We start from the raw sequence: 26273 nt of genomic DNA, 5'->3' as shown, positions 1-26273 counted from the left end.
GTTAATTTAACAATGAATTTTATAAATAGTCTTGGGTATACCGCTTAAAAAATTCCGTTGCCGTCATGCCCGTTTTATTTTTAAAAAAGCGTGCAAAACTGCTCGGTGATGTGTAGCCCAGTTCATAGGCGATCGCATCGGTGCGCATGCCGTCCACGATATATTTCTTGGCGAGATCCAGCATAAATTCTATCTTCAGCTCTTGGGGACTCTGTCCATAATAAAGCTGGATAAGCTGATGCAGATAGTCCATACTAATCCCGAGTTGCCAGGCAATATCTTCCAGTTTAAAATTCTGACCATGCTCGGCTACAGCCTGCTGAATGGCTGCATGGGCTTCTTTGGATTTGATTTGGGATTCCGAAATCTTGTCATATTCTTCAAAGATCTTTTCCTTGGATAGCTGGATCAGTTTCTTGATACCCCAAAGAATATTGACCTCGCTGTCGAGGTCGCCTTTCTTGATGTTTGAAGCTATGGCTTTCATCAATGAAATAGTTCTGGTACCGGCACGGAAATCGATGCTGCACCATACATGGGGATCTTGTTGTCTATAGGCATGGATCAAGGGGTGAAGAAATTGGAAGGGACGCTCATTGCCATCGCGAAAAATGCTGCCGCGGAAATAGAAATTAACGAGGGTATACCTTCCGGCAGGAATATGGATTTCATAATCACCTATGGTTAAGTAGAAGTAACGGCCGCGATTGCAAGAGATGCTGTAGCTAATCTGCTTCCGGATATCCATGATCTGAATGGCACGATCTTCCGTGATCAGATAAAAGATATGTATATCCGAACGCGTGACTTGTATAGGAATGTCAATATCAATGGAAAGATGCACGTCCAATATATTGATGTAGCCGAGCATGCCGTCAAACTGCTGCAGGCAGGCTTGCCCATGTTGGTTTTTGTAATGTTGATAGTCTGCATTGGACATGCTTATTTGCGGCTTGAGTGTGTCAGTTCTTGGACTGTGTGGATCGTCAAATACCTTTGGGAGATCGATCTGTAATGTTTTCTTCATAATGGGGTATAGGTTAATATAATCCCCCCGGTCAGGATTTCGGAATGATCGGGGGAAATAGTTTTTGGATAACGGGGGATCTCTCGGGTGCTAGGTCATTCCGTAGGATATCCGAATAAACAGGGGAGTGAACATCATCGTCGCCACGCCATCCTGCCATTCATCGAGGCCATGAACCATAACCTCCTTAAAATCTGGATCTTCTTCATCACCCTTGTCGTCTTTTTGAAATTGAAGTACATTGCCCTGCATGAGATAATTACTGATAGCCGTGCCAAGTTGTTTCCGAAACCCATTGGGAAAATTGTAGAGCTGTATTACCTGATGGGGATCGAGGTTAAAATTGTGTTCCATCCAGACTGCAAAATCGTCTTTTAGAAGTTGCATCTCTAGTGCTCGCTCCGCTATTGGCAGAGCGAGAATCGTGGCTACCTTTTGCGCCACGCCTGCATTGTCTAAGTTCTCTTTCATTCAAATTGTATTTTTGCAAATATTTATTTAAATAGATCAAATTAGCAACCGTCATGTCCTAACCTCCGGGATTTTGGAGGAAAGTCGTCTTTTGAGTGAATGAATTTTGCTTAATATTTGATTTTATTTAGTAAATTGGGTCTGTAAACCAGTATAAACCTGAGCCATTTAAGAGAGCTTGACATAGCATATGAAAGTATTAAAACTAACGGTGGAGAGTTTACTCATCTCCATGCTTTTTAATTTAATCGGAAATCACGGTATTTATCTGAATCGATTTTGGACACAGACCTATTGGATGTGGACAGTGGCATTTGCTATTGCGATTGGTTTTGCGGTCGTGTTCACGCAGATGTTTCTTAAAGCCTTTTGGACCTATTGGCAGAAGCGATACCCTGATTTGATACTCATGAGCAAGGGGAGGGTCATGACCAAGAGTATACCCAAAGGTCAGCTCTTCTGTGCAATTCTTGCTACAACTATACCGATTCTATCTATTTATCTCTTCATTATCTATTGTTTCGCTTATATGCGCAGCGAAGATACGTACAGCTTGTTAAGAAGCTATCTGCTGCATTATATGCCTTTTATTGGTCTAGGCTTTATAGCCTACGTGATCTATGTTTTTCGTAACGGCAAATTATGGTGGCTAACAACTGAAAATGTTATGGCATTGTTAGGGAAAGAGGTCATGTCGCAGGAAAACACAACAGATAGAGCGGGAACTATAGCACCTCCAAGTGCATTGGATAGGACTATCGTAATCGGATCACTCTATGATGTGTTGTACAACGATTCGCCATTCAATTTAAATACCTTGCAGATGGATGCTGTACGTATGTTTGATGTTCCCTTTTATTTTTCCCAAAAAAGAAAAAAGGAAGTCGTCCTGATCAATGGTACCCGTCTGGAAGCCCAGCATTTCATGCAGGAGCTGGAAGCTAGGGGGCTTGATAAATGGTATTTTCGCATCAATAAAACTTGTAGGGTAAATATGATGCACGTGCGTCAACCAATATTGCCAAATGCCACTTACCTGGAGTTCCGAAAGGAAGTGTTTGACAGCCTCAAGTTGAATATGACGGAATTGGAGATCAGCAACCTACTGCAGATAACCGAATGGATGCGCAAAGAAAAAAAGCTAAAGGATTTTTTGGATAACGTCAATAACCTAGAGCACGAGGGATGGGATGACCTTTTACCGCTCAATTGAATCATCTCACTTTATAAACTTAGATAGACCGAGCACAGTAGACAACAGGTCTGCTGCTGCGCTGGATTTCGGCGGTTAGTCGAGCTAACCTTACCCGTTTATGTTTTTTGTTAAAGGATCTCCTGATCAGCAGGAGATTAATACTCATTTTGTGTCCAATGCGACAGGTATTCGCCTAAAAATCCACTATTCTTTTCAACTAAAACCAAGCATCGAAAATACGACGTTAGAAGCTAAGCTGGACCGTATCCTTGACCTGCTGCAGGAACAGCAGTATACGGAGCTCCACAAGCTGACAGGCACGATGACCATCCACGAAGTCGCCTATTTTTTAAGCAAAAGTGTGCGCACCATCGAGCGCCGTATTGCCAAAGGCCTACTCAAGGCTACCTATAAAGAGGGCAATGCGGATCTCTTCCTCAAAAAAGATGTGGTGCAGCTGTATGTGACCGAATATAAAAAATGGCCGCGGCAAATGCCTTAAATCCCTATACTGTTCGTACCTGCTTCGTATTGCCTTCGGAGATGAATCAAAGAGCAGCCGCTGTTGAACCACTGCTGAACAGTAATTTCCTGTTTGGAGACTGGTGAAGGTCTGTTCAGCATCTGTACAATATCTATTGTCGATCCGAAGCAGGTACGGAGCTGGTCCGAAGCAAAGGGCTGAGACTGCTGCTCGAGTGCGTAGTTTTTGAAGTACCAGACGACTCGGTCTCTGGAATATGTCCGATTGCATGGCTTATTTTATACCGGCTATCCAATGGCCTCCGACAGCCCGCCGACAAAAGTCGGGCTACCGCCGACGAGTCTCCGCCAACCTGTTTTACGCTATTGACAAGGGGCTGTTTGATGTAGTATGTTTGTCGAAGTAAAGCAATACATACCGGTATAAATGAAAGCTTTATGTGGTTTAACTTTTTAAATAAAACAACATGGCAACAATCAACAATGGTGTAATCGGAAGAGCAAGTGGTAAAGTCGGCGCGGTGATCGCCTCGTCCTGGAAATCTATCAACTACCTCAAAGGTTTGCCCAAAAAGCGGACGAAAGGGATGTCCGAAGAACAGCTGATCCAACAGGACCGTTTTCTGAAAATCTCCAAATTTCTGATGCCGATCACGCCGATCCTACAGGTGGGGTTTGGGCTGTCCAAAACCGAAAAGATGACGCCCACAAACGTGGCGCTGCAGCTAAATATCGCCCAGGCGGTAACCGGTACTTATCCAAACTTTAGCTTGGATTACAGTAAGATCGAAATCAGTACGGGCTCTTACCTCAACGGCGGCGGCATGGAGGCTGCTGTGGATAATGGAATTCTTTCTATCTACTGGGATACCATCCTGAACAGTCTTTACAAGACCAAGGCCGATGATCAGGTCATTATCCTGGTTTATTCACCCGAAAAGGATGAATTTATGACAGCTCCGACACCGCCCACCCGTGCTGCCGGTACAATAGACATCCAGATTCCGGCCCACCTGCTCGGTGGCAAAGGGCATGTCTGGATTTTCTTTACAGACCGCAAGGCCGAGAAAGTATCCAAAAGTACATATTTGGGGGAGTTTGACCTGGCTTAGCCGCTGATGGAGTAATGGAACGGGAGGAGCATAAGGCTCCTCCTGATTTTTGAACACAAAACGATAAGACATGCTGGTGATTTCTGAGTTTAAAAAGCAGGTTACAGATCCGACACGTAGGGAGGCTGCGCAGGAGCGTTTTCGGCTGGCACGCCGGTTTTTAAATCCGCTGTACCCGCTCATCCGCAAAGGTTTTGCCCATAGCAAGTGCACGGTGCAGGCGGCTTTTGGCCGCGCCATGTCACATACGCTGACGAATGTGATACAGGGGGAATATCCGGATTTTGAGGTAGTGCCCGCCCTCGCAAAAATCAGCAATGGCATGCTGTCTCCGCTCGCGGTCAATACCTGTGTACGTACGACCAATACGATTCAGCTGAGCTGGGATGTAACCGAATCCAACATTAAAGATTATAACCAATGGGATGACCAGGTCATACTCTGTGCTTATGATATTATTGGCGAGCAGGCAGCCATCAATGAACAACAGGTGCTGCGCAAGGATCTCCAAATGACGATCGAGCTGCCATCCATTCTGCATGATCGGCCGGTGCACCTGTACCTTTTCCTACATGATCGTGATGAAAACCTGTATTCCAGAAGTCAATACCTCGGTCTTTTCTAATGAATCGCTAGCGTATGAAATCAACGATAAAAGTTCTCCGCACAAAACGGGGCAAGCATAGCACGCTGTCCGAGATCTACGTAAACAATCAGTTTGTCTGCTACGGCCTGGAGAATATTCCGCGTCCCGTGAAAATTAGGGGCGAAACCGCCATACCAGCCGGGCATTACCCGCTGGGTTTTAATCGCGAGGGGGCAATGAATGGCCGTTATTATGACGACTATCCAAAGATGCATCGTGGTATGTTAGAAATACTTGATATTCCAGACTTTAGCTATGTCTACTTTCACAAAGGAAACAGCTACAAAGAGACTGCTGGCTGCATTCTGGTAGGCGCGCAATATGTGCTGGAAGATGGCGAATATCGCCTGTTAGCCTCGGGCGTCGCCTACAAAAAGTTCTATCCGCTTGTGGTCGAACTAATGCTGCAGGAGCTGGTCGAAGTACAAGTCGAATGAACGGGCTATCTGCCCTAAAATTGATCATCCCTTAAAAAAGTAAACATGAAACCATCATGATTTATTCAATCATATTGGGGAATGAATAAATCTGATAGCTTCATCTCAATTGAAAAACAAATTTATACAGATGAAAAAGATCTTTAATAAAGTAGGACAGGTGCTGCAGCTACTATTGGCGGCACCTGTTAAGCTACCGGGTAAGGTGGGCAATCTATTAAAATACCTGGCCCTGGGGCTTGGCATTGTGGAAACGGTATTGGACGAGGCTAAGCCACTGCCGGAGGAAGACAATAAGGATCCTTCGGCGGGCGGCCCGAAGAATAGGTCCGTTAAAGATGGAACTGAAGAAACCGTAGAAAGGAGCGCGATGGATGAAAGTGAATGATATCCGCATTTCGGCCATCGGCGGTACCGTCTGTTCCATTTGGGCCAGTATCTCGCTAGGGGATGTTTTACAGACCGCCTTGACGGCTGCTTTGGGTACGCTGGTCAGTTTCGCCACAAGTAGGTTGCTGGCCAAATTGGGTAAACGGAAAAGATGAGTTGAACAAAAAGGCGCACGGGATTGTGCGCCTTTTTGTAAAGCAACATCTTTATGTGTAAGGCAACATCTTCAATTTTTATCTACTCTTTATTTCCGAAAACAGCCGATCCACATCTTTCTTCGCGAATAGCCCAGTTCCCTCCGCCATCGTCGTTGCCGAGCCACAGGCGATACCCATCTGAAGGACATGCTCCAGATCTCCCTGTTGGGCTAAGACAGAGACCATTCCAGCGACCATACTGTCACCTGCGCCCACCGTACTGCGTACCTTGACCAGTGGGGAAGGCAGCTGGATTCTTTCTGTTTCTGAATATAATATAGCGCCTTGTGCACCTAGCGAAACCACGATTAGCGTAGCCTTCCCCTGCGAAATGAGCTGTTGGGCGGCTATATCCAGATCGGAATGCCCCAACTCTTCCTTTCCCACAAGAGCAGCGAGCTCGCCGGCATTTGGTTTGATTAAATAGACACCTTCCTCCAGTGCAAGGCGAAGTGCATCGCCAGAGGTATCAATAATTATTTTACTGCCCTTCGTTTTGTACGTATTGATCAGTGATCGTGTAAACTCGGGCGGCATACCAGCGGGCATACTACCGCTGATAACGACAAAATCCGGAGTATAGGTGATTTCCTCAATTGAAGTCCTGATCCCCTCCAGTTCGTTGGACTCAAACTGTTCGCCTGGAAACCCGAACCGATATTGCTGATTCGTTGCGCTGTCAACCACAATAAAGTTTTCGCGGGTCTCGCCGTTCACCCGAATAGGATCTATAGCAATATCTTCCAGCTTCAATAAGCTTTCGAGTAAACTGCCTGTCTTTCCTCCGGATGTAAAAAGGGCTGTTGACTCCAAACCAAGTCTTTTCAATGCCCGAGATACGTTAATTCCGCCGCCACCAGGTTCATATACAGGTTTTTCACAGCGCAATTTCTTTTCAGGAAAGATATGTGGTACGCTGGTACTCTTGTCTACGGATGGATTCAGGGTGATTGTTAAAATAGATTTTGCCATTTGTTTATGTTATAAATGTGAATCATTGCTGTTGGTAGACGAGGTCTTTGCTCAGGCAGTGTTCTTCCCAGGGTAGTGTTATAAGCCGGCTATGCGCGTTAGGGGGAATGATACTTTTTGATGTTGGCAGGTAAAAATAATTTTTATTTCCACTGCTTAAGGTATCGCGTAGATCGGGGATCTTTTTGAGGCTGCGCTGCAAGGCTGCAAAAAATGCTTTTGCGGATTTGTCCGCTTGTTTCATGATCTGCCGTAAGTGGATAATTTCTCTTGTCCGGTCCGTTTCATAACCACCGCTTCCTGCAATGGTATATTCGGCTACAGGCGAGTCATAGAAGACACCTGAATCTACACTGGTTTCCTGATCTGAAAAAGGATAGGTGGATAGGAAAAAACCATGATAATCCGCTGATGAAAAGCTTTTCAAAAATGCCGACTGATTTTCCTTGTTATATTTCACATAATTCCGCTGGCCTGAACGACGGTTTATCTTCTCAACATAGGCATGCGCCCGATGTTTTTCCATCGTTTCCGCGCAATATTGAAAAAATAGCTCCGCTGGTATAGCAATCCAAAAGTATTGGCCCATTTTCTTTCCTATGTTTAATTTAACTTCGATGTGTATTTGCGCAATTGCGGATCGTGTTACTGCGGTATTTCTTCCACCAGAATTTCATTCCCGGCATTATCATAATACGCGCAGGTCATCTTGTCAAGAAAGACAGTCCATTTTTCGATACCACACGTTGCGCACATTGCCATAAAAGTGGGGTAATCTGTTTTGCCCTGTTGATGCTCTTTTAAACCTTTTTTGAACTGTTCAGCGTCAACAGTACCACCAATGGTCATTGGTTCATGGCTAGCTGGAGAGCTGGCTTTGTAATGATTATCTCCATAATAGTCACTGTGGCCATCGGCAACAAAAACGTCGTAAGCGGCAACACCTAATTTTTTGATCTCCTGGATATAGGCAGGAAAGTCCGCGCCTGATTTTACTTGGCTATGCGCTGTTTTAATTTGTTCTATTGTAAACATATTTTCTTGATTTACAGTGTTAACCCCTCTCGAATATCCTCCCATTTGGTAGTTAAGTAAATAAACTAAAGAAACAAAGCGCCAACCGAGGTTGCAGAAGTTATCTTATTTTTTATTAACTTAATTGAACTAAAGATAATGAAACAGACGTACAATAATGCTTGAACAGTTCAAAAAACACCTGGATAAATTTATAATAATTTCCAACGATGAATTTGTCGATATAACCGGATATTTTGAGCGGCAGCGCCTTAAGAAGAAAGAAAACGTATTGACCGAAGGGCAGATCTGCAAATCAAGTTATTTTGTACTGGATGGAATTCTGCGAAAATTTTTTATCAATGAAAAGGGTGTGCAGCAGACAACTGAATTCGCCATTGAAAACTGGTGGATGACAGAGACCTTCTCTTATATCAATCAGACCGCCACAGAATTTTACATCCAGGCTGTACAGCCTACGGAAGTGCTGGTCATTCGCCAGCATGCCTTCGATGATTTGCTGGAAAAGCACCCGGTCATGGAGAAGTATTTTCGCATGGTGTACCAAAAAGCGTATGCTGCAGCACAGATGCGTGTGAAGATGCTTTACGAGCACTCCAGGGAGGAGCTATACCGTCAATTCCTCAAGAATCAGCCTGCATTCCTCCAGCGCGTACCTCAATATCTCGTGGCTTCTTACCTGGGCTTTACACCGGAGTATCTCAGCGAAATCCGCAAAAAGAATTTTTCTTAAACCCGTTTAGGTTTTTCCGGCTCTCCATTTTTCAAATTTGTAGTATCAAATTAAAAAATAAAAATCATGGAAAAACGTATCAACATCAGCACCCATAATTATGAAATCAATTCTTGGCTTCCTTAAATTGGGCAGGTGTAACACCTACCAATTTTTTAAACAAACGGGTAAAATATGAAGGGCTTTCAAATCCCAGATTATAGGCTATGCCAGAAATGTTGCTGTCCGATCCCAGCAATAGATTTTTCGCCTCTTTAATCAGGTAAATATGGACATGTTCGAGAGCGGTTTTTCCGGTTTCCTGTTTAAGAAGATCGCTCAGATACCTGCTTGATAGAAAAAGTTCTCCCGCAAGGTAATTTACGGTGGGCAAGCCTCCTTTAAGGTGTACCTTCCTATCAAAATAGTTCTGTAATACTGTCTGGAACCTTTTTAGCGTGGTTCCCGAAACGTTATTACTTCGATCCACAAACTGTCTTTTATAAAAGCGGTCGGAATATTTTAGGATGGAATCAATATGTGACAGTATAATTTCACGGCTGAATTCGTCGGAGTTTTCGTCATATTCCTTGCGTATTTTTTCATAGAGCTCCCACATGATAACCTCCTCAGCAGGAGATAGGTGCAGGGCTTCATTTATTTCATACTCAAAATAGCCGTAGTTTTTGATTTGGTCATGCAGAATATGGCCGGCCAGATAATCCTCATGAAAAAATATAACAAAACCCTTTTCTGCAAACTGTACATTACTGACCTCAATAATCTGCCTTGGCTTCATAAAAACGGTAGATCCATTACTGTGGTCGTATTTCGTTTTGCCATATAGCACATAGCCCGATTTGATCTTTTTCAGAGCAACCATATAAAAGTCTCCGGTGAACCTGTCTTCTCCGACCGAATAGGTCATAAGTTCTTTACAGGTCATCAGGCTCAATAGTGGATGCTTCGGAGTTTCAAAACCACTTTTTTCATGAAGTTCGGTTATGCTTTTATAATGATTGATCTTTTCCAATGTCTCTAATTTTAGGAATTTGCTTGTTGAAATGTTTCAAAATTACATTTTCGTAAATCTGTGCTATTCTTCCGCTGATATGGAGTAGAGCAGAGGCCGGTTCTGGATATAACTTTGTCTTATCAAAATAACAAATAATAATTTAAACAATAACAACATGGCAAAGACAATTTTTATAACAGGAGCAACTTCAGGATTTGGAAAACTTTGGACAGAAGCACTGTTGCAACGTGGGGACAACGTGGTCGCAACTTCCAGAAAAGCGAATGCTTTTACAGCATTATCAGAAAAGTATGGCGATCAGTTATTACCGTTACAGTTGGATATTACCGATAGAGAAGCTGTATTTGCTACCGTAAACAAAGCAAAGGAACATTTCGGTCAGCTTGATGTGGTGATCAACAATGCAGGGTATGGCGTTTTTGGTGCAGTGGAAGAAATCGGTGAAAAAGTAGCCCGGGATGTTTTCGATGCAAATCTGTTCGGAACACTATGGGTGACACAGGCAGCACTGCCAATCCTCAGAGCACAGGGACATGGGCATATCATCCAGCTTTCAAGTGTACTGGGCGTATGGAGCCTTCCGACCTTAGGCATTTACAACGCTACAAAATTTGCGGTGGAAGGCCTCAGTGAAGCGCTGGCCAGCGAGGTAAAAGATTTTGGCATCCATGTAACGCTTATCGAACCAAATGGCTATAAAACAGAATTTGGAGGAAGTTCGGCAGTTTTTGGCGATTCGCTCGATGTTTATAATCCGCTGAAAGAAGGCCTAACTAAAATTGAAGGACTTGGCCCCGATGATTACGGTACTCCGGAAGCTACTATTCCGGCTATATTAAAACTGATTGACAGTGAAAATCCGCCGTTAAGATTATTCCTGGGCAAATTGGGTTATGTCAAAACAGAAAAGGTGTATGGTGAAAAACTTCAACAGTGGAAGGAATGGAAGGATGTTTCAGAAGCAGCGCACGGGTAATCCCGTGCTTTTTTACACATTTGGGATTTTTGTCTTTAAAAGATCAGTCCTTAGACGGGGATGAAATTGAAAGATTCAAGTAAACAATAATAAATAATAAGAATATGAAAACTATTACAGTTCCAAACAAAGAACATTTGAGCGAAGAAGCTCAGGTCATTTTATCATCAGTAGAGAAAAAAATGGGCAAGATCCCGAACCTTTATGCTACTATAGGATACTCTTCATCAGCTTTAAAAGCGATGCTGGAAACAGAAGCAACCTTAGCGCATCATTCTTCTTACACTGCAAAGGAAAGGGAAGCGATCAACTTGGTTGTGTCACAGGTAAATAATTGTGATTACTGTCTTGCTGCACATACCATGCTGGCTAAATTAAATGGTTTTAGTGAGGAGGACACTTTAGCAATCAGAAAGGGAGGTGTCGAAGATATTAAATTGGATGCCATCATCAAACTTGCACAATCGATAGCAAACAATAAAGGTAATGCCGGAAATGCTGCAATGGAAGGCTTCTATAAAGCTGGTTTGGATGAGAAAGCGCTCGTAGAACTTACAGCCTTGGTTGCCCTTAGAAGTTTTACGAATTATGTTTTTGCAAATACCCAGATCCCGATTGATTTTCCGGTAGCGAAAAGTTTATAATAAGTGTTTTAATTGACGTGTTGGTGAGAGCTTCTTTTAGAAATTGAAGGAGCTCTCTTTTTAACTAAGGTGTAGAGCTAAAGCTATATCGTAGTTATGTGCTATTCTTCAGCTGAAATGAGTTAGTGTATGAGTATGCATAACGATAATTTTGGATTAACAAAAAAAGAAAAAATAATGAGCAAAATAATTTTTATAACAGGAGCTTCCAAAGGATTTGGAAAATTATGGGCTGAGGCCTTACTTAGAAGAGGCGATAAAGTTGCTGCTTCCGCTAGAAATATTGAAGCGTTGCAGGATTTAAAAGAGAAGTACGGTGACAGCATTCTTCCTGTGAAACTGGATGTTAACAACCGTACAGAAGTTTTTGAAGTAGTGGAGAAAGTAGAAAAACACTTTGGAAGAATTGATGTTTTGATTAATAATGCTGGTTTTGGTTTATTCGGAACGACGGAAGAAACAACAGAACAGCAGGCGAGAGACCAAATGGAAACCAATTTTTTTGGTTCACTTTGGGTAGCACAAGCAATTTTACCGGTGATGAGAAAACAAAGAAGTGGGCATATCATTCAAATTTCCAGCTTTTTGGGTTTAACGACGCTACCGCTTTTAGGATTGTATAATGCTTCAAAGTTTGCAGTCGAAGGATTAATTGAAACGATTGGTTCAGAAACAGCACATTTGGGAATAAAAACAACATTAATTGAACCCAATGGATTTGCAACGGACTGGGCAGGAGCTTCAGCGGTGCAGACTTCTTCGGATATTACCGATTACGATCCAATACGAGAGGCATTTGCGGAAACAGGGGACAATCCTGATACATGGGGAAAACCTGAATCGACAGTAGACCCAGTTTTGAATCTTATTGACAATCAAAATCCTCCACAAAGATTGTTGTTCGGTAAAATTGCATATCACGTGGTCAATGAGGTTTACACCCAAAGATTGAAAGATATCCAAAATTGGAAAGAGGTGAGCATTGCCGCACATGGGCACTAGATTTATTAGGAATGATCCGCACAAAGAAATTGTTTTCTTGCTACAGTTGTACTGGTTTGCTTTTCTAGCTTAACTTCAGAGAATCAGTTATAATAGAAAGAGATTGTCGAACATTCTATAAAAGAATAAAATGAAACATTATAAAACCCTTACAGAATTGCACAGCGGAAATGGCTGGGACGCTCCGGAGCATCCGCTCTTCAGTATGATTGGCTGTCAGGCGGCCTGTCCGCTGGGAAATAGGGAATTTACCACAGATTGTTACATCATCGCTTTCAAAAGAATAAAATCAGGGATGTTTATGTACGGACGTACAAAATACGACCACGATAATGGCTGTCTATTTTTTGCCAAACCACGGCAGATCATTGAAATGAAAGACCTTGAATTTGAAGAAAAAGGCTATATGTTGATGATTCACGAAGAATATCTGAACGGTCACGAGCTCTTTAAAAGCATTAACAATTATGGCTTCTTTGACTACGATGTAACGGAAGCGCTGCAACTTTCTCCAAAAGAAGAGCAGATTATTCTGGATCTTCATGCGAAAATTAAGGGTGAATATTTTAATAATCCCGATGAATATAGCCGTGAGATTATCTTGAGTCATATATCATCGATTTTGAAATATGCACAGCGTTTTTACAAAAGACAGTTTGTCGACCGAGAACAGGTTATTGGAAAAATAGCAGCAAGATTCAATGATATCCTTAAAAAATATATTGATGAAGGAGCTCTGGAAAAAAACGGATTGCCAAGCGTTACCTATATTGCCGAACAGCTGTTTATTTCGCCACGTTATTTAAGTGACGTACTAAAACAGGAAACAGGTAAAACTGCTTTGGAACTCATCCATATATTTTTGACTTCGGAGTCTAAAAATCTACTGAGATTGGGAGAGAAGGGAGTTGCGGAAATAGCCTATCACTTAGGGTAGCAAGGGGTGCAAAGGTCCACGCAGCTTCTGTGGAGTAGGACATATTGATTATAACGTCTTCGACTGGAAATCCGCAGGCAGAACTTTCCTTCTATCTGTAGGTGACGCTCTGTAAGCACGGATCGGGTATATTGGATGAGGTATCTCAGCGAAATCCGCAAAAAGAATTTTTCTTAAACCCGTTTAAGTTTTTCCGGCTCTCCATTTTCCAAATTTGTAGTATCAAATTAAAAAATAAGAATCATGGAAAAACGAATTAACATCAGCACAACGGAACCACTGGCATTCAAAGCAATGTTAGGATTGGAAGGTTATCTTTCAAAAATTGAGATCGCGCAAACGCTTAAAGAGCTCGTCAAAATCCGTGCATCACAGATCAATAACTGTGCGTACTGTATCAGCATGCACACCAAGGATGCCATTAAAAACGGTGAAAGACCCGAGCGTATCTTTTTGGTGAGTGCCTGGAGGGAAGCGACCAAATTTTTTACCGAAGAGGAGCAGGCCATACTGGCAATGACCGAGGAAATAACCCTTATCCACCAGCAGGGATTAAGTGAAGAAACCTACAGCAAGGCGTCCCAATTTTTTAATGAAAATCAAATTGCTCAGATCATTATGCTCATCGTCACCATCAATGGCTGGAACCGCATTGCCTTGAGTACGCATCTGGAAATAGAAGATTAGAGCTCAGGAATACAGGGAGCTGTAGCAATAAATCAGAAGTATTCCGTTAGCTCCCTGTATTTAAAAATTCCTAAAGGACACAGGCATATCAAAACAGGGCATTTAAAAGATTTGATCGGCAGTGATATCCAAAAATTAGGGCAAGGCCCGGTAACAGCATTGGAACGGTAGGAATTCTGGTACAACATCGCAAACCTTCGGAATAGAACGAAAAGGTGAACTCCACAACAAAGAAAAATTGAACTTCACAACAAAACTGCGTAACAGCTATTCCACGAATTTTGTAGAAGAATAAAAACAAAGGGTTATGTGGACAAAAAATAATATACCTGATTTATCAGGTAAAATAGCAATCGTGACCGGATCAAACACGGGCATAGGGTTTGAAACAGCAAAAGCATTGTTTGCAGCAGGTGCACAGGTGACCATCGCTGCACGAGATGTACAAAAAGCAAAAAATGCGATCCAAAAAATCCAATCCGACACGGCAGGGACCGGAACATTGGACTATGGAAAACTCGACCTTGCAAACATTGGACAGGTTCGGGAATTTGCAGATCTCTTTATGCAAAAGCATACAAAACTGGATATACTCGTCAACAATGCCGGAGTAATGGTGCCCCCAGCTGCTAAAACGGATGACGGATTTGAATTGCAGTTCGGTGTAAACTTTATGGGGCATTTTGCGCTGACAGGATATCTGCTACCGCTACTTAAGCAGACTGCCAACGCACGGGTAGTGACACTTTCCAGCGGGGCGGCTACGTTAGTGGATAGCATAGATTTTGATAACCTCAGATTGGAAAAGAGCTATGACGAATGGCGTGCATATGCGGTGAGCAAACTGGCAGATATCTTGTTCAGCTATGAGCTGCACAGGAGATTCAGGAATGCCCGCATGTCAGCGATTGCTGTGGCGGCACACCCGGGTGTTACGCGCACCGATTTACAGCGGAATATACCGGATGAAAATCTGGAAGGCATGTTTGCTGGATTTGATCAGGTGATGGATCCCTGGCAGGGAGCTTTGCCCAGCTTATTCGCAGCGACAGATGCGTCGGTTGAAGGCGGGAAATTTTACGGGCCGGATGGTCCGAAAGAATATGCGGGATATCCGGCGCTATCAAATCATCACACCGCAGCGATGACCGATGAAGTGCTTGCCAAAAGGCTGTGGGATTATGCGGAAAATGCCATACAGTTGACCTACAAATTCATATAATTGATCCGAAATGAACAATCAAACAGTTTTAGTAACCGGTGGTACCGGATTTTTAGGCGTTAATACTATTCTTGCACTACTTGAGCAGGGATTTACCGTAAGAACAACACTACGCACGCTCGCCCGTAAGAACGAAATCTTGGATGCGCTGAGCGAAGGCGGCATCAGCACGTTTGATCAGCTATCTTTTTATCAGGCCGATCTGCTTTCCGACAGCGGATGGGACGAAGCGGCGCAGGGATGTGACTATGTCCTGCATGTGGCCTCGCCATTTTTCGCCGAGCAGCCCAAAGACGAAAACGAGCTGATTATACCTGCCAGAGAAGGTACGTTGAGAGCCTTGAAAGCCGCGAAAAGGGCAGGCGTCAAACGTGTCGTGCTCACATCCTCTTTTGCTGCGATCGGTTATAGCATCGATCCCAAAAATCATGTTTTTACGGAGCTCGACTGGACCGATGAAAACGCACCGATACAGGCTTATATAAAATCAAAAACAATTGCAGAAAAGGCCGCTTGGCAATTTATGGAGGATGCAGCCACAGCTATGGAGTTAACGGTCATTAATCCCGTCGGAATTTTTGGCCCCATCCTCGGCGGTATTTCCTCGGCCTCGCTGGATACTGTCGTTAGGGGTATTGTTGACGGACTCGTCAAGGAAAATGCACCATTTACATTTGGTGTGGTAGATGTTCGCGATGTCGCTGATATCCATATCAAAGCGATGTTACACCCTGAAGCGGCCGGACAGCGATTTCTGGCAACTTCGGAAGGGGCTATGTCTTTTTATGATGTAGCCGAACTGATCAAAAAGGAACGCCCAAAACTGGCCGGAAAAATTGCTTTTCTGCAGCCTACACCACCCCAAGAGTATACAAAGATGTCCAACAAAAAAGCGACAGAAATGCTCGGCTGGCACCCGCGTGCGAAAGAACTGGCGATACTTGCAAGCGTGGACAGTTTAAAATTTTGTCAGGTACAGGATTAAACGTTAGGGATCGGTATATTTGGTAAACCATGAAAGTAAACAACATCCAATCCTGTCACCTGGGTCCGGAGATCTCCCCCGAAAACTATATACCGGAAAACTATTTTCTATATTTATTGAAGGGAGATATGAAGGCTTATGACGGCGAAAAAAACTACAGCATGAAACCGGGCGAATATTGTATCGCCCGGAAAAATCATTTGGTACGTTATACAAAATATAAGGACAATGATGAATTTGAAAAAATCATCATTACCCTGGATGAGGAATTCCTGAAGCGCTTTCTTGAACGCCATGTTTATGAAATTCGGCCATCAGCCATCGGCGACTCCTTTATTTTCATACCGGAAAATAGGTTTATTAAGAATTTTATAACATCCCTGGAACCGTATTATACCGGCGATCTGGAGATCAGTGCAGATTTTGTTGATGTCAAGAGAGAGGAATTACTGATTATTCTGTTAAAATCGAATCCTGACCTCATTCATATATTTTTCAATTTCTCGTTACCTAATCGGATTAATTTAAAGGAATACATGAACAAAAATTTTAGGTTTAACATCAGCCTGCAAAAGTTTGCATTTTTTACGGGGAGGAGCCTATCGACCTTCAAGCGGGATTTTCAGCGTGTATTCGGAATGGCTCCGGGCACCTGGCTCAAGAGAAAAAGATTGCAGGAGGCCTATTTTCAAATTGCCGAGCAATCCAGAAAGCCGAGTGATGTCTATCTTGAAGTAGGTTTTGAAGATCTGTCGCATTTTTCTTTTGCGTTCAAGAAAGAATTCGGAAAGACACCAAATGAGATAGCAAAGCCCGTTTCAAATGGGATTTAATAACAAGTAGCAAAAGTCCAACTATAAAAAACCTCCCCCTGACATTTCATCTACAATGCTGTTCTTGATGCTGAAATAATCGTTAAGGAAACCATCAGATTGCAGAAGAACATTTACTGACACCCTGAACGTAAAAAACATAGAGCCGCCGCGCGCTTTGCAGATTACTTCATCCTTCATCGCCTCAACGATTAATATTCCCTTTTTAACGATACTTTATGCCCGTCCGATGGATAGTAAATTCGGCGGACGGTAAATAGGCCTAGATTTACATCAGTAAAATAAAACAACCATTTAAAAAAACAGTATTATGGAAATTATTCAAACTCCAGAAAACGCATTGTCACATTCAGCAGTTACAGCAATCATCCATGCACCAATTGAGAAAGTAAATATTGCCGATTGGTTATTGAACCTACCCGACGCAGAATATCAGCGATGCTCTACCCAACATATCGGTGCAGCAATCTCCACAACATTTGACGGAGAACCGGTTTCACTGAATGTCGAAACAATAGGAGATGCCTTAATGGTACAGCATTACGTAGCTATTGTCCATGAGCCGGATTACTGTCGGATGCTTTCGATTTCAGACTCGATCACCAAAGGAGGCCGTACAAAAGTTCAGGTGCTTTGGGAGCTTAAGGCCACCAAAATTGATGACAATACCTGTCTATACACCAATGAGATCCATGCAACTGCTACTCCTGAAATGCTGGCCTATATCAAAGAAAATGGCATAAATCTTTCGGATGCAGCTGCAGCAAGACAGGCCGCTTCGGATGCACACAACCATGAGGAGACTCCGAACTTTGCTAAAAGTATCGAAAATAAAGCCCTTACAGGGAAATACAACCAACCTTTTTAAAATTTCTTTAAAAAGGAAAATACATTATTTGACAAATTAATCTGTACCTGGGCATTCGCGGAGCTGGTAGAAATGAAGTTTTATGGAATGCTAAAAGATCAGATTACTTATAAAATATAATTATCAAACACTCAATTTATAAATACCATGAAAGCAAACATTGGAATAAACGAAGCAAGCACAGATGCTGTTGCTGCACAATTGGCAAAATTATTGGCTGATGAAACTGTCCTTTATATCAAGACCCGAAACGCACACTGGAACGTCACGGGAGACAATTTTCATGCAAACCATATCTTCTTTGAGGAGCAGTACAAGCAGTTGGACGAACTTATTGATAGTGTTGCAGAACGCCTACGAAAAATCGGGCATTATGCACCAGCAACCCTGAAGAGCTACCTGGAACTGACTCACCTTACCGAGTATAGTGACAGGACGAATGATGGTCTTGGCTACATGAAAGACCTGCTGGCAGACCACGAAAGTATCATTGAATTTTTACGCGGAAATATTACACCTTTTGCCGAGGAATATAAAGATTATGGAACCAGCGACTTCATTACGGGACTGATGGAAAGCCATGAGGAGATGGCATGGATGATCCGTTCCTATTTTAGATAGGAGCTATTGGTTAGCGATAAAAAAAGAAAGTAATAAGTATATTTGTCATATTAACATATATACTTATTACTATGAAAGCTCTGATTGTTGACGATAATGATATTGCAAGAACGACCTTGGCCCATTTGGCAAAGCAGGTTCCGGATCTTACCATCGTGCAGGAATTTTCAAACGCTATGGAGGCCTACCATTTTATTCAGAAAAACGAGGTTGACCTGCTCTTTCTAGATATTGAAATGCCTGAAATGACAGGTATTGAGCTTACCAAAAGTTTATCTGGTAAAGATACAATCATCATTTTCACTTCCTCCAAAAAGGAATATGCAATAGAGGCTTTTGAGCTTAATATCGCGGATTATATTTTAAAGCCCATTTCTCCTGTCCGGTTTTTACAGGCCGTAGAGAAAGCCCAGGCAATCCTGGATAGCCGAAAAGACCATGTGCATATCAACAATGATGAATTTTTGTTTGTCCGAGATGCTAACGTGACAAGACGCCTGAAGCTTGAAGACATCTTTTACGCTGAGGCAATGGGAGATTATGTAAAATTTTATACAAAAGAAAAGATGTTTGCCATTCATGGCAAGATGAAAACTGCGGAAGAGCGTTTACCGAAGAATGATTTTATCAGGGTGCATCGGTCCTTTATTGTATCAATCAGTAAAATAGATACCTTACAGGACGGTGGTATTGTGATAAACGGTACATTCATTCCGGTAGCAGATGCATACCGTAAGGCTTTAAATACAAGAATGAATGTATTTTAAATCACCTACTGTTTTTCTTCTTAAGCTATTACTTAACCATCCTCTTAACTTTTGTTTATGACAAGTAATTCTATAATGAACAGTAAACGGTTTAGCTACTTTATAATTCTGACATTTATAGCGGGAACAATACTGCTGATTGCCGTTCAGGTCAATTCGGCCAGAAATACAGAAGCACTTATTCATAACAACAACACACTGCTGAACGAGCTGCGTGCGAGCAATCATCTGCGGGAAATCGATCGCGATATCCTTGGTGTGGAAAGTAGGATCAGAGCATCAATAGCCACTAACGATACGACCCACCTGGAAGGTATCGATAAAAAGATAAATCAGATCGAGAACTTTCTGGATTCCTTGTCCAGAGATAATTCCGATCCTGTTGAAGAAAAGCTGATACAACGGCTGGGCGTCCTTGCAATGGACAAAAAAATAGTCCGTGATCAGCTTTTGGCACGGTATAATTCTCTTGGAAACATGGATGATCAAACGTCAATTGCCAATCCAAGAGCCCGAATCATTTCAAACGAAATTACGGGAATAACAGCGAAGATCTATAAAAGTAGGCAATTGCACATGAGTGAGCTCAGCTTGCAGAGTGAGGAAATGGGCAGAAAAGCACGGCTATACGATATTTCCCTATTGGTTTTATTGATTTTGAGCGGTTCGGTAGTCGGTTTCCATATCCTACGCCAGTTCCGCCGGCAACGTGTGCTGATCGAGGAACTGGACGCTGCGGAAAAGAAAGCTTCCATTGCAGCGCAGACCAAGGAGAACTTTCTTGCCAATATGAGCCACGAAATCAGAACCCCGCTCAGTGGAATTCTCGGATTTACAAACCTGCTGCAAAAAAGAAGTCTGGACGCGACCTCTTCTGAGTTTGTATCATCCATTCAACAATCAGGAGAGAATTTGATGACGATCATCAACGATATTTTGGACCTTTCCAAAATCGAGGCTGGTATGATGCGCATCACTGTCGGTACATTCAGTATCAGTGGGTTGTTAAATTCTGTAGAAACCTTCTTCACTGAAAGGGCAAAAGAAAAAGGGCTTTCGATTTCAAGTAAGGTCGATGTCTCCATTCCCGATACACTGACAGGGGATGCAACCAGGTTAACCCAGATTTTGGTAAACTTGATTGGAAATGCCATTAAATTTACCAAACAGGGCAGTATACATATCGAAATTTACCAAAAGAGCAGGAGCGAAAAGGAGGTTGTGGTTGGATTTGTCGTCACAGATACCGGAATTGGAATTGACAAAGAAAAACTCAATGAAGTTTTTGAACGCTTTAATCAAGGCGAAGATTCCATTACCCGCAATTATGGCGGAACAGGACTCGGCTTGTCTATCGTAAAAAACCTCGTGCTGCTCCAGCATGGCGACATTGAAGTACAGAGCGAGCAGGGAAGCGGCACAACGTTCAAGTTTTTTATTCCCTACGGTATAGCACAAGAACAACTAGTAATAGCACCCCTGGCTCATACTAATTATTTTAAAGATCAATCCAATGTACCGCTTCATATTTTGGTGGTTGATGATAATATGATGAACCAGAGCCTGATGAAGCATCTGCTCGGGCAATGGAATGTAGATTTTGACATTGTTTCCAATGGACAGGAGGCCGTAGCGTATCTAAAAAATAATCAGGCCGACCTTGTGTTGATGGATTTACAGATGCCCCAGATGGATGGTTATGCTGCAACGCAGCACATCAGGGAAGTGTTGCAATTGGATATTCCGATCATTGCCATGACTGCGCACGCTTTGGCAGGTGAACGAGAAAAATGCCTCAGCAGAGGAATGAACGAATATATTTCCAAACCCATCAATGAAGAAGAGCTCTTTAAGCTTATTTCACATTTTGGCATCGGATTCCAGCCTACAGTGCAGTTTGAAGAAATTGCGGATAAGGGGAAGTATACTTATTTGGACCTTGCTTACATGCATTCGGTAAGTAGGGGGGACGCCGCTTTCGAGCGGACAGTCACCCGCCAGTTTATCGACAAAGTTCCAGGCCAGCTTCAGGAGCTAAAGGCCGCTTATGCAAGTCAGGATTTCTCCAGATTTAAATTAAGAGCACATGATTTTAAAACTAGCGTCGCCATTATGGGATTGCTTCCTATTCTTGATGATAAACTGGGAATACTTGAACTTACAACCGAACAGAACACCTTATCGGAAGGTGTTTTAAGCGAAGTCGTGCAGATCCTTACCGCAGCCGTCGAAGAAGCTCAACGTTTATTAGCAAGCTATACGGACTAAGTTCTACATGAACAATACGTAATTGAAAAGATCATCAGCTCATGCTTAATGATCTTTTTTGTTGTCTATTTAACGACTCATTTTGCCCATTCGTCGAATGATTTTTGAAATTGGCTAATTGTTCGTGTAGTTTTATGGTAGCAAAAAGAAAATACATATTAACATTTAAACCAAATAGCTATGAGCACTTTAAAACTAAAAGACGGAACAGAAATTTTTTACAAAGATCAAGGACAGGGACCAGTATTGATGTTTCACCACGGCTGGCCATTATCTTCCGATGACTGGGATGCACAGGTGATTTTCTTCCTACAGAGAGGGTATCGCGTAGTCACTCATGATCGGAGAGGCCATGGCAGATCGAGTCAGGATATTTATGGACACACCATTGAGCAGTACGCTGCTGATGCTGCCGAACTTGTTGAATTCCTTGACCTCAAAGATGTCATTCATATCGGTCACTCAACAGGCGGAGGTGAGGTCATTCGTTACGTGAACAAATATGCTAATGGAAGAGCAAAGAAAGCTGTACTTATCAGTGCTGTACCTCCGATCATGGTACAAAATGAAAGTAACCCTGATGGTGTGCCAATGGAGGTATTCGATAATATCAGGGATCAGACTTTGAACAATAGACAACAATTTTATATCGACCTAACACTTCCTTTTTACGGTTATAACAGAGCGGGAGCGGATATTAAAGAAGGAATTCGGAGAAACTGGTGGAGACAGGGTATGATGGGGGGAATTGTTGCCCATTATGAGGGTATCAAAGCTTTTTCTGAAACAGATTTCACAGAAGATTTGAAAGCAGTTGATATTCCTGTCCTCGTGCTGCACGGTGAGGATGATCAGATTGTTCCTTATGAAAATGCCGGCGTTAAATCTGCTAAACTCTTAAAGAATGGAACCTTGATTACTTACCCGGGCTTTCCGCACGGTATGCCTACAACAGAGGCTGCGACGATCAATAAGGATATTTTAGCCTTTATTGAATCTTAAAACTTCCTTACCAAAAAATATAAAAAGTGAGCTGCATAGCTCACTTTTTTTGTTAAGGAGTAATTAAGAATGGGACCTCAATTTTATAAGCCTTTCAACTAAACAAAGTTTTATTGCGCTAATGAACGAGTACCATGCTATCTCAATAGATCAACTTTTTAAAAAATAAGTCTAAAAGCTACTCCAATCCATAATAATGTGAATGACGAATGTTTTGTTACATGACTCGTTCAACGATCATATTTGCCTGTTCACCGAAAGCCAGTATCACTCGCGTCCTTTCTTCGGTAAATTTACAATAGTAAAAAATAGGAAGATCAATCATTAAAAAACAATATTATGAAAACCACATCATTAAGCTTCAAGTACGAATTAGAAAAAAAAGAACCACGCACAAATGATGGTGGCACCACCAGAGGTGCTTCTGTAACCGACTTCCCGGCTTCGATCGGAATTGCGGGGGTATCGATGCGATTACAGCCGGGCAGTATGCGAGAACTCCATTGGCATGCAAATGCTGCTGAATGGGCCTACGTCATTTCAGGAACCGTTCGTACGACCATTATTCATCCGGACGGTCATAGCTATATCGACAATTTTGAACCGGGTGATGTATGGTATTTTCCTAAAGGCTATGGACATTCGATCCAGGCAACAGGAACTGAAGAGTGTCACTTTATCCTGATATTCGACAACGGTAATTTTTCCGAAGACCACACGTTTAGCGTAACTGACTTCGTTGCCAGTATGCCTCCGGAAATCGTAGCACAGAATTTGGGGTTGACATTGGAAGAAGTTGCTGTACTGCCGAAAAAAGAAGCCTATTTCGCCGCAGGTATTGTCCCGGATGAATTGTCGTTTAATGCTGCTGCAAGACCAGAAGAATCTGACATAGAACTTACCAATTTACATCGTTATCCGCTTCACGCCCAGCAGCCTAGAATTATTCCCGGGGGTGGTCTTCAGCGATTGGTTACAAGTAAGGAATTTCCGATCAGTACGACCATGGCCGGTTCTGTTCTTGAATTGCAGCCTGGGGCACTTCGGGAAATGCACTGGCATCCGAATGCCGACGAGTGGCAGTATTATATTTCGGGCCAGGCGGAGATGTCTGTTTTTCTTGCCGAGGGTACTGTAGTCACCGAAAATTTCAATGCAGGTGACGTAGGCTATGTACCCATGGGAGCTGGACACTACATTAAAAATACAGGTGATACGGTATGCCGTGTTCTTATCGGATTTAACAACGGGAAATATGAGTCTATTGATCTGAGCGAATGGCTTTCAGGCAACCCTAAAGATGTCGTGGTGACAAACTTTGGCTTAGCAGATGGTGAAATTGAAAAATTTCCATCTAAGAAGATTTTTATTCAACCTGAAAAATAAAACTTATGCTGCCTGAAAAGAAAGTTTTTCTACGAGCGTTCTTTCTACTTGCATCTGCATCCATATTGCCTATATCAATTATTAAACAATAAAATTATGTTAGAACAAAATACTGTTGCACCAAATTTTACATTATTTGCAACACCAGACCAGAAAGTTACATTATCCGAATTTAAGGGCCGTAACGTGATTTTAGCATTCTATCCTGCCGATTGGAGTCCAGTCTGCAGTGATCAGATGGCACTGTACAATGAAATGCTCAAGTACTTTAAAAAGTATGACGCAGAATTGTTCGGAATCTCCGTGGACAGCAAATGGTGTCATCTGGCTTTTTCGCAGTCCCGTAACCTACACTTTCCGCTACTTGCAGACTTTGAGCCAAAGGGTGGGGTAGCAAAGAAATACGATGTCTATAATGAGCATGAAGGTCAGTGCAACCGCGCTCTTTTTGTAATCGATAAAGAAGGTATCATCCAATGGAGCTACAAATCACCGACGGCGGTAAATCCCGGCGCAGATGGAATATTGGAAGCTCTTGAAAATCTTAAAATAAAATAGTTATGTCATTAAAAATACCTGTCAGTACAACTGACCACGCCCAAGGCAATCTAAATGCCGATTTAGTTATCGTAGAGTATGGTGACTATCAATGTCCTTACTGTGGAGCCGCTTATTCGGTGCTAAAGAAGCTCTTGAAAAAATTTAGTGGAGAGGTGAAATTTGTATTTAGAAACTTCCCACTTTCAGAAATGCATGAATACGCGCTTCCGGCCGCGATCGCTGCAGAAGCTGCGTCTTTGCAGGATAAGTTCTGGGAAATGCACGATGCCATTTACGAAAATCAGCGGAACCTTGACGACCAGTATCTTTTTACAATAGCGGAAAAAATAGCATTAGATATGGAAAAGTTTAAGTCCGATATACAAAAAGAGGAGCTGGTGAATAAAATAGATGCCGATTTTCAGGGCGGCGTTATAAGCGGGGTCAATGGGACACCATCGTTTTATGTTAACGGCAAGAAGTTCAACGCTGGAGCTGAAGACCTTTTCAATCTTTTTGTTAGATAACTTGCTAAGCATTTCATATGTACTACCAGCATCAGCATTTTAGCTGATGGTAGTACATATAATACAATTCTAAACCTTATCGTCTACAATCATTTTTCGGTGTTCTCTACCCCAGTTAATCATTTCCGAAATAATATTCCCGAAAGTCCTGCAATATGCAGTGGGTTCATATTCAATTAAAACAGGCGTATCGGGATAAACAGTTCGTTTAACCAACTTATTTAATTCCATATCTTTCAGTTCTTTTGAAAGCATTCGTGTGGTAATCCCGGGGATACTTCTTTCAATTTCGCGAAAACGTCGGTTGCCGTTGCAAAGCGAATTAATAACAGGTATTCTCCACTTGCCACCAATGAAATAAAGTGTGTCCTTCAACGCTCTAAGTTCTTCTGTCTGATCTCTTTCCATGGTTACAAAGTTAAGTGATATAATTCATGATACTGATATACTCAGTTATACTGATAACAAAAGTATACCATTTCTCTGATAACTTTGTAAAAAAAATAAAGAAATGAAAAAGTTGAATAACAAGTTAGCCATTGTAACAGGTGGAAACAGCGGAATAGGATATGCCACCGCAAAAGAGTTAATTGCCGAAGGAGCAAAAGTCATTATCACCGGAAGACGAAAAGAAGCCATTGAAAAGGCTGCGGCAGCATTAGGGGCTAGTTCTTTTGTGGCAGATCAAGGGAAATTGGAAGATATTGAAAATTTCAAAACCCAAGTTGAAAAGCAATTCGGAAAAATTGATATCCTGTTTATTAACGCAGGCATCACCGGAAGTTTAGGTCCGATCGAACATATGAGTGCCGAAAATTTTGACAATGTAATGGCTATTAATTTCAGAGGAGCTTATTTTACTTTGAGCAAATTTATTCCCCTGTTAAATGATGGTGCTTCAGTGGTATTTCTTTCATCCAACGTCGCGACCACATCTAAACCAAATAGCTCGATTTACCAGGCAAGCAAAGCAGCATTGAATTCCATTGCGAAGACCGCTGCTGCAGAACTGGCACCAAGAAAAATCAGAGTAAATTTAGTGAGCCCGGGGCCTACAAAAACGGAGATTATGACCAAAGCAGGACTGGATGAAAAAACATTGGAAGGTCTTGATGAATGGTTAATCAGCGGAATCCCTTTACAAAAAATGGGAACTGCGGAAGATGTAGCCAAAGCTGTTATTTACCTGTCAGATAACAATGTGGCAAGTTTCATGACCGGAACGGAAATCCTTATTGATGGTGGAATGGTTTTATAATTGGGACTTTACTTTTGAAATGCAAGTGCTGGAACCT

General features: G+C 42.3%; 32 protein-coding genes. 25 read left to right on the top strand and 7 right to left on the bottom strand.

Annotated features, from left to right (window positions below; translation table 11 throughout):
• Positions 1-19: 19 nt before the first annotated feature.
• Positions 20-1027, bottom strand: coding sequence for a helix-turn-helix domain-containing protein (locus tag BV902_RS17205; protein ID WP_075992984.1), 1008 nt, complete (start codon positions 1025-1027; stop codon positions 20-22).
• 90 nt (positions 1028-1117) lie between these two features.
• Positions 1118-1471, bottom strand: a complete 354-nt coding sequence (locus tag BV902_RS17200) for a hypothetical protein (RefSeq protein WP_157626116.1) — start codon at positions 1469-1471, stop codon at positions 1118-1120.
• A gap of 217 nt (positions 1472-1688) precedes the next feature.
• Between BV902_RS17200 and BV902_RS17195 the strand changes: the two genes are divergently transcribed.
• From BV902_RS17195 to BV902_RS27380, 7 genes are all read left to right on the top strand, one after another.
• A complete protein-coding gene (locus BV902_RS17195; protein ID WP_075992982.1) occupies positions 1689-2711 on the top strand; it encodes a hypothetical protein in 1023 nt (340 codons plus the stop codon).
• 100 nt (positions 2712-2811) lie between these two features.
• Complete coding sequence (locus BV902_RS17190; RefSeq protein ID WP_075992981.1) at positions 2812-3195, top strand: hypothetical protein; 384 nt, start codon at positions 2812-2814, stop codon at positions 3193-3195.
• Positions 3196-3643: 448 nt separating this feature from the next.
• On the top strand, positions 3644-4288 hold the full coding sequence (locus BV902_RS17185) for a DUF6266 family protein (protein WP_075992980.1): 645 nt from the start codon (positions 3644-3646) through the stop codon (positions 4286-4288).
• Between the two features lie 70 nt (positions 4289-4358).
• Positions 4359-4913, top strand: coding sequence for a DUF6266 family protein (locus tag BV902_RS17180; RefSeq protein WP_075992979.1), 555 nt, complete (start codon positions 4359-4361; stop codon positions 4911-4913).
• Between the two features lie 14 nt (positions 4914-4927).
• Positions 4928-5371, top strand: a complete 444-nt coding sequence (locus BV902_RS17175) for a DUF5675 family protein (protein WP_075992978.1) — start codon at positions 4928-4930, stop codon at positions 5369-5371.
• 130 nt (positions 5372-5501) lie between these two features.
• Positions 5502-5759 carry a hypothetical protein gene (locus BV902_RS17170; RefSeq protein ID WP_075992977.1) on the top strand — a complete coding sequence of 86 codons (258 nt, stop codon included), beginning with the start codon at positions 5502-5504 and terminating at the stop codon, positions 5757-5759.
• Positions 5746-5916 carry a hypothetical protein gene (locus BV902_RS27380; protein ID WP_157626114.1) on the top strand — a complete coding sequence of 57 codons (171 nt, stop codon included), beginning with the start codon at positions 5746-5748 and terminating at the stop codon, positions 5914-5916. The genes BV902_RS17170 and BV902_RS27380 overlap by 14 nt, the downstream gene beginning before the upstream one ends.
• A gap of 78 nt (positions 5917-5994) precedes the next feature.
• Here the strand turns inward: BV902_RS27380 and BV902_RS17165 are convergent, their stop codons facing one another.
• From BV902_RS17165 to BV902_RS17155, 3 genes are read right to left on the bottom strand one after another with little or no spacing between them, the layout of a single operon-like run.
• Positions 5995-6930 (bottom strand): 1-phosphofructokinase family hexose kinase, encoded by a 936-nt coding sequence (locus BV902_RS17165; protein ID WP_075992976.1) that lies wholly within the window; start codon positions 6928-6930, stop codon positions 5995-5997.
• Between the two features lie 22 nt (positions 6931-6952).
• Entirely contained in the window at positions 6953-7519 is a 567-nt protein-coding gene (locus BV902_RS17160) for a hypothetical protein (RefSeq protein WP_075992975.1), read from the bottom strand.
• A gap of 56 nt (positions 7520-7575) precedes the next feature.
• Positions 7576-7965, bottom strand: coding sequence for a DUF1398 domain-containing protein (locus tag BV902_RS17155; RefSeq protein WP_075994849.1), 390 nt, complete (start codon positions 7963-7965; stop codon positions 7576-7578).
• Positions 7966-8122: 157 nt separating this feature from the next.
• Between BV902_RS17155 and BV902_RS17150 the strand changes: the two genes are divergently transcribed.
• On the top strand, positions 8123-8698 hold the full coding sequence (locus BV902_RS17150) for a Crp/Fnr family transcriptional regulator (protein ID WP_075992974.1): 576 nt from the start codon (positions 8123-8125) through the stop codon (positions 8696-8698).
• 106 nt (positions 8699-8804) lie between these two features.
• Here the strand turns inward: BV902_RS17150 and BV902_RS17145 are convergent, their stop codons facing one another.
• Positions 8805-9710: a helix-turn-helix domain-containing protein gene (locus BV902_RS17145; protein ID WP_083663657.1), complete on the bottom strand. Its 906-nt coding sequence runs from the start codon at positions 9708-9710 to the stop codon at positions 8805-8807.
• 157 nt (positions 9711-9867) lie between these two features.
• On the opposite strand from BV902_RS17145, the gene BV902_RS17140 reads away from it, so the two are divergent.
• The 16 genes from BV902_RS17140 (at position 9868) to BV902_RS17065 (ending at position 24978) form a co-directional block, all read left to right on the top strand.
• Entirely contained in the window at positions 9868-10689 is an 822-nt protein-coding gene (locus BV902_RS17140; protein WP_075992973.1) for an SDR family NAD(P)-dependent oxidoreductase, read from the top strand.
• Between the two features lie 104 nt (positions 10690-10793).
• Positions 10794-11333, top strand: coding sequence for a carboxymuconolactone decarboxylase family protein (locus tag BV902_RS17135; RefSeq protein ID WP_075992972.1), 540 nt, complete (start codon positions 10794-10796; stop codon positions 11331-11333).
• A 177-nt stretch (positions 11334-11510) separates the two neighbouring features.
• Positions 11511-12335, top strand: coding sequence for an SDR family NAD(P)-dependent oxidoreductase (locus tag BV902_RS17130; RefSeq protein WP_075994847.1), 825 nt, complete (start codon positions 11511-11513; stop codon positions 12333-12335).
• Positions 12336-12465: 130 nt separating this feature from the next.
• Entirely contained in the window at positions 12466-13272 is an 807-nt protein-coding gene (locus BV902_RS17125; RefSeq protein WP_157626113.1) for a helix-turn-helix domain-containing protein, read from the top strand.
• A gap of 243 nt (positions 13273-13515) precedes the next feature.
• Positions 13516-13959, top strand: a complete 444-nt coding sequence (locus BV902_RS17120; RefSeq protein WP_075992971.1) for a carboxymuconolactone decarboxylase family protein — start codon at positions 13516-13518, stop codon at positions 13957-13959.
• Between the two features lie 307 nt (positions 13960-14266).
• A complete protein-coding gene (locus tag BV902_RS17115) occupies positions 14267-15181 on the top strand; it encodes an oxidoreductase (protein WP_075992970.1) in 915 nt (304 codons plus the stop codon).
• A 10-nt stretch (positions 15182-15191) separates the two neighbouring features.
• Positions 15192-16166, top strand: coding sequence for an SDR family oxidoreductase (locus tag BV902_RS17110; protein ID WP_075992969.1), 975 nt, complete (start codon positions 15192-15194; stop codon positions 16164-16166).
• 29 nt (positions 16167-16195) lie between these two features.
• Positions 16196-16999 carry a helix-turn-helix domain-containing protein gene (locus tag BV902_RS17105; RefSeq protein ID WP_075992968.1) on the top strand — a complete coding sequence of 268 codons (804 nt, stop codon included), beginning with the start codon at positions 16196-16198 and terminating at the stop codon, positions 16997-16999.
• 310 nt (positions 17000-17309) lie between these two features.
• Positions 17310-17867: a hypothetical protein gene (locus BV902_RS17100; protein WP_075992967.1), complete on the top strand. Its 558-nt coding sequence runs from the start codon at positions 17310-17312 to the stop codon at positions 17865-17867.
• Positions 17868-18014: 147 nt separating this feature from the next.
• Positions 18015-18488 carry a Dps family protein gene (locus BV902_RS17095; RefSeq protein WP_075992966.1) on the top strand — a complete coding sequence of 158 codons (474 nt, stop codon included), beginning with the start codon at positions 18015-18017 and terminating at the stop codon, positions 18486-18488.
• Between the two features lie 71 nt (positions 18489-18559).
• On the top strand, positions 18560-19255 hold the full coding sequence (locus BV902_RS17090) for a LytR/AlgR family response regulator transcription factor (protein ID WP_075992965.1): 696 nt from the start codon (positions 18560-18562) through the stop codon (positions 19253-19255).
• Positions 19256-19312: 57 nt separating this feature from the next.
• Positions 19313-21523: an ATP-binding protein gene (locus tag BV902_RS17085; RefSeq protein ID WP_216640368.1), complete on the top strand. Its 2211-nt coding sequence runs from the start codon at positions 19313-19315 to the stop codon at positions 21521-21523.
• Positions 21524-21703: 180 nt separating this feature from the next.
• Positions 21704-22525 (top strand): alpha/beta fold hydrolase, encoded by an 822-nt coding sequence (locus tag BV902_RS17080; protein WP_075992963.1) that lies wholly within the window; start codon positions 21704-21706, stop codon positions 22523-22525.
• A gap of 339 nt (positions 22526-22864) precedes the next feature.
• Positions 22865-23911 (top strand): cupin domain-containing protein, encoded by a 1047-nt coding sequence (locus BV902_RS17075; protein ID WP_075992962.1) that lies wholly within the window; start codon positions 22865-22867, stop codon positions 23909-23911.
• A 96-nt stretch (positions 23912-24007) separates the two neighbouring features.
• On the top strand, positions 24008-24469 hold the full coding sequence (locus BV902_RS17070) for a redoxin domain-containing protein (protein ID WP_075992961.1): 462 nt from the start codon (positions 24008-24010) through the stop codon (positions 24467-24469).
• 2 nt (positions 24470-24471) lie between these two features.
• Complete coding sequence (locus BV902_RS17065) at positions 24472-24978, top strand: DsbA family protein (protein ID WP_075992960.1); 507 nt, start codon at positions 24472-24474, stop codon at positions 24976-24978.
• 69 nt (positions 24979-25047) lie between these two features.
• Here BV902_RS17065 and BV902_RS17060 read toward each other — a convergent pair whose 3' ends face one another.
• Positions 25048-25386: a winged helix-turn-helix transcriptional regulator gene (locus tag BV902_RS17060; protein WP_075992959.1), complete on the bottom strand. Its 339-nt coding sequence runs from the start codon at positions 25384-25386 to the stop codon at positions 25048-25050.
• A gap of 103 nt (positions 25387-25489) precedes the next feature.
• Here BV902_RS17060 and BV902_RS17055 point away from each other — a divergent pair, with 103 nt between their 5' ends.
• The gene (locus BV902_RS17055) at positions 25490-26236 is read left to right on the top strand and encodes an SDR family oxidoreductase (RefSeq protein WP_075992958.1); all 747 of its coding nucleotides are present in this window, start codon (positions 25490-25492) and stop codon (positions 26234-26236) included.
• Positions 26237-26273 lie beyond the last annotated feature (37 nt).

The organism is Sphingobacterium sp. B29 (genome assembly GCF_001952815.1).
In the GTDB taxonomy this organism is placed as follows: Bacteria; Bacteroidota; Bacteroidia; order Sphingobacteriales; family Sphingobacteriaceae; genus Sphingobacterium; species Sphingobacterium siyangense.
Note: the sequence above shows the minus strand (reverse complement) of the source record. Positions and strands in the feature narration are given on the sequence as shown.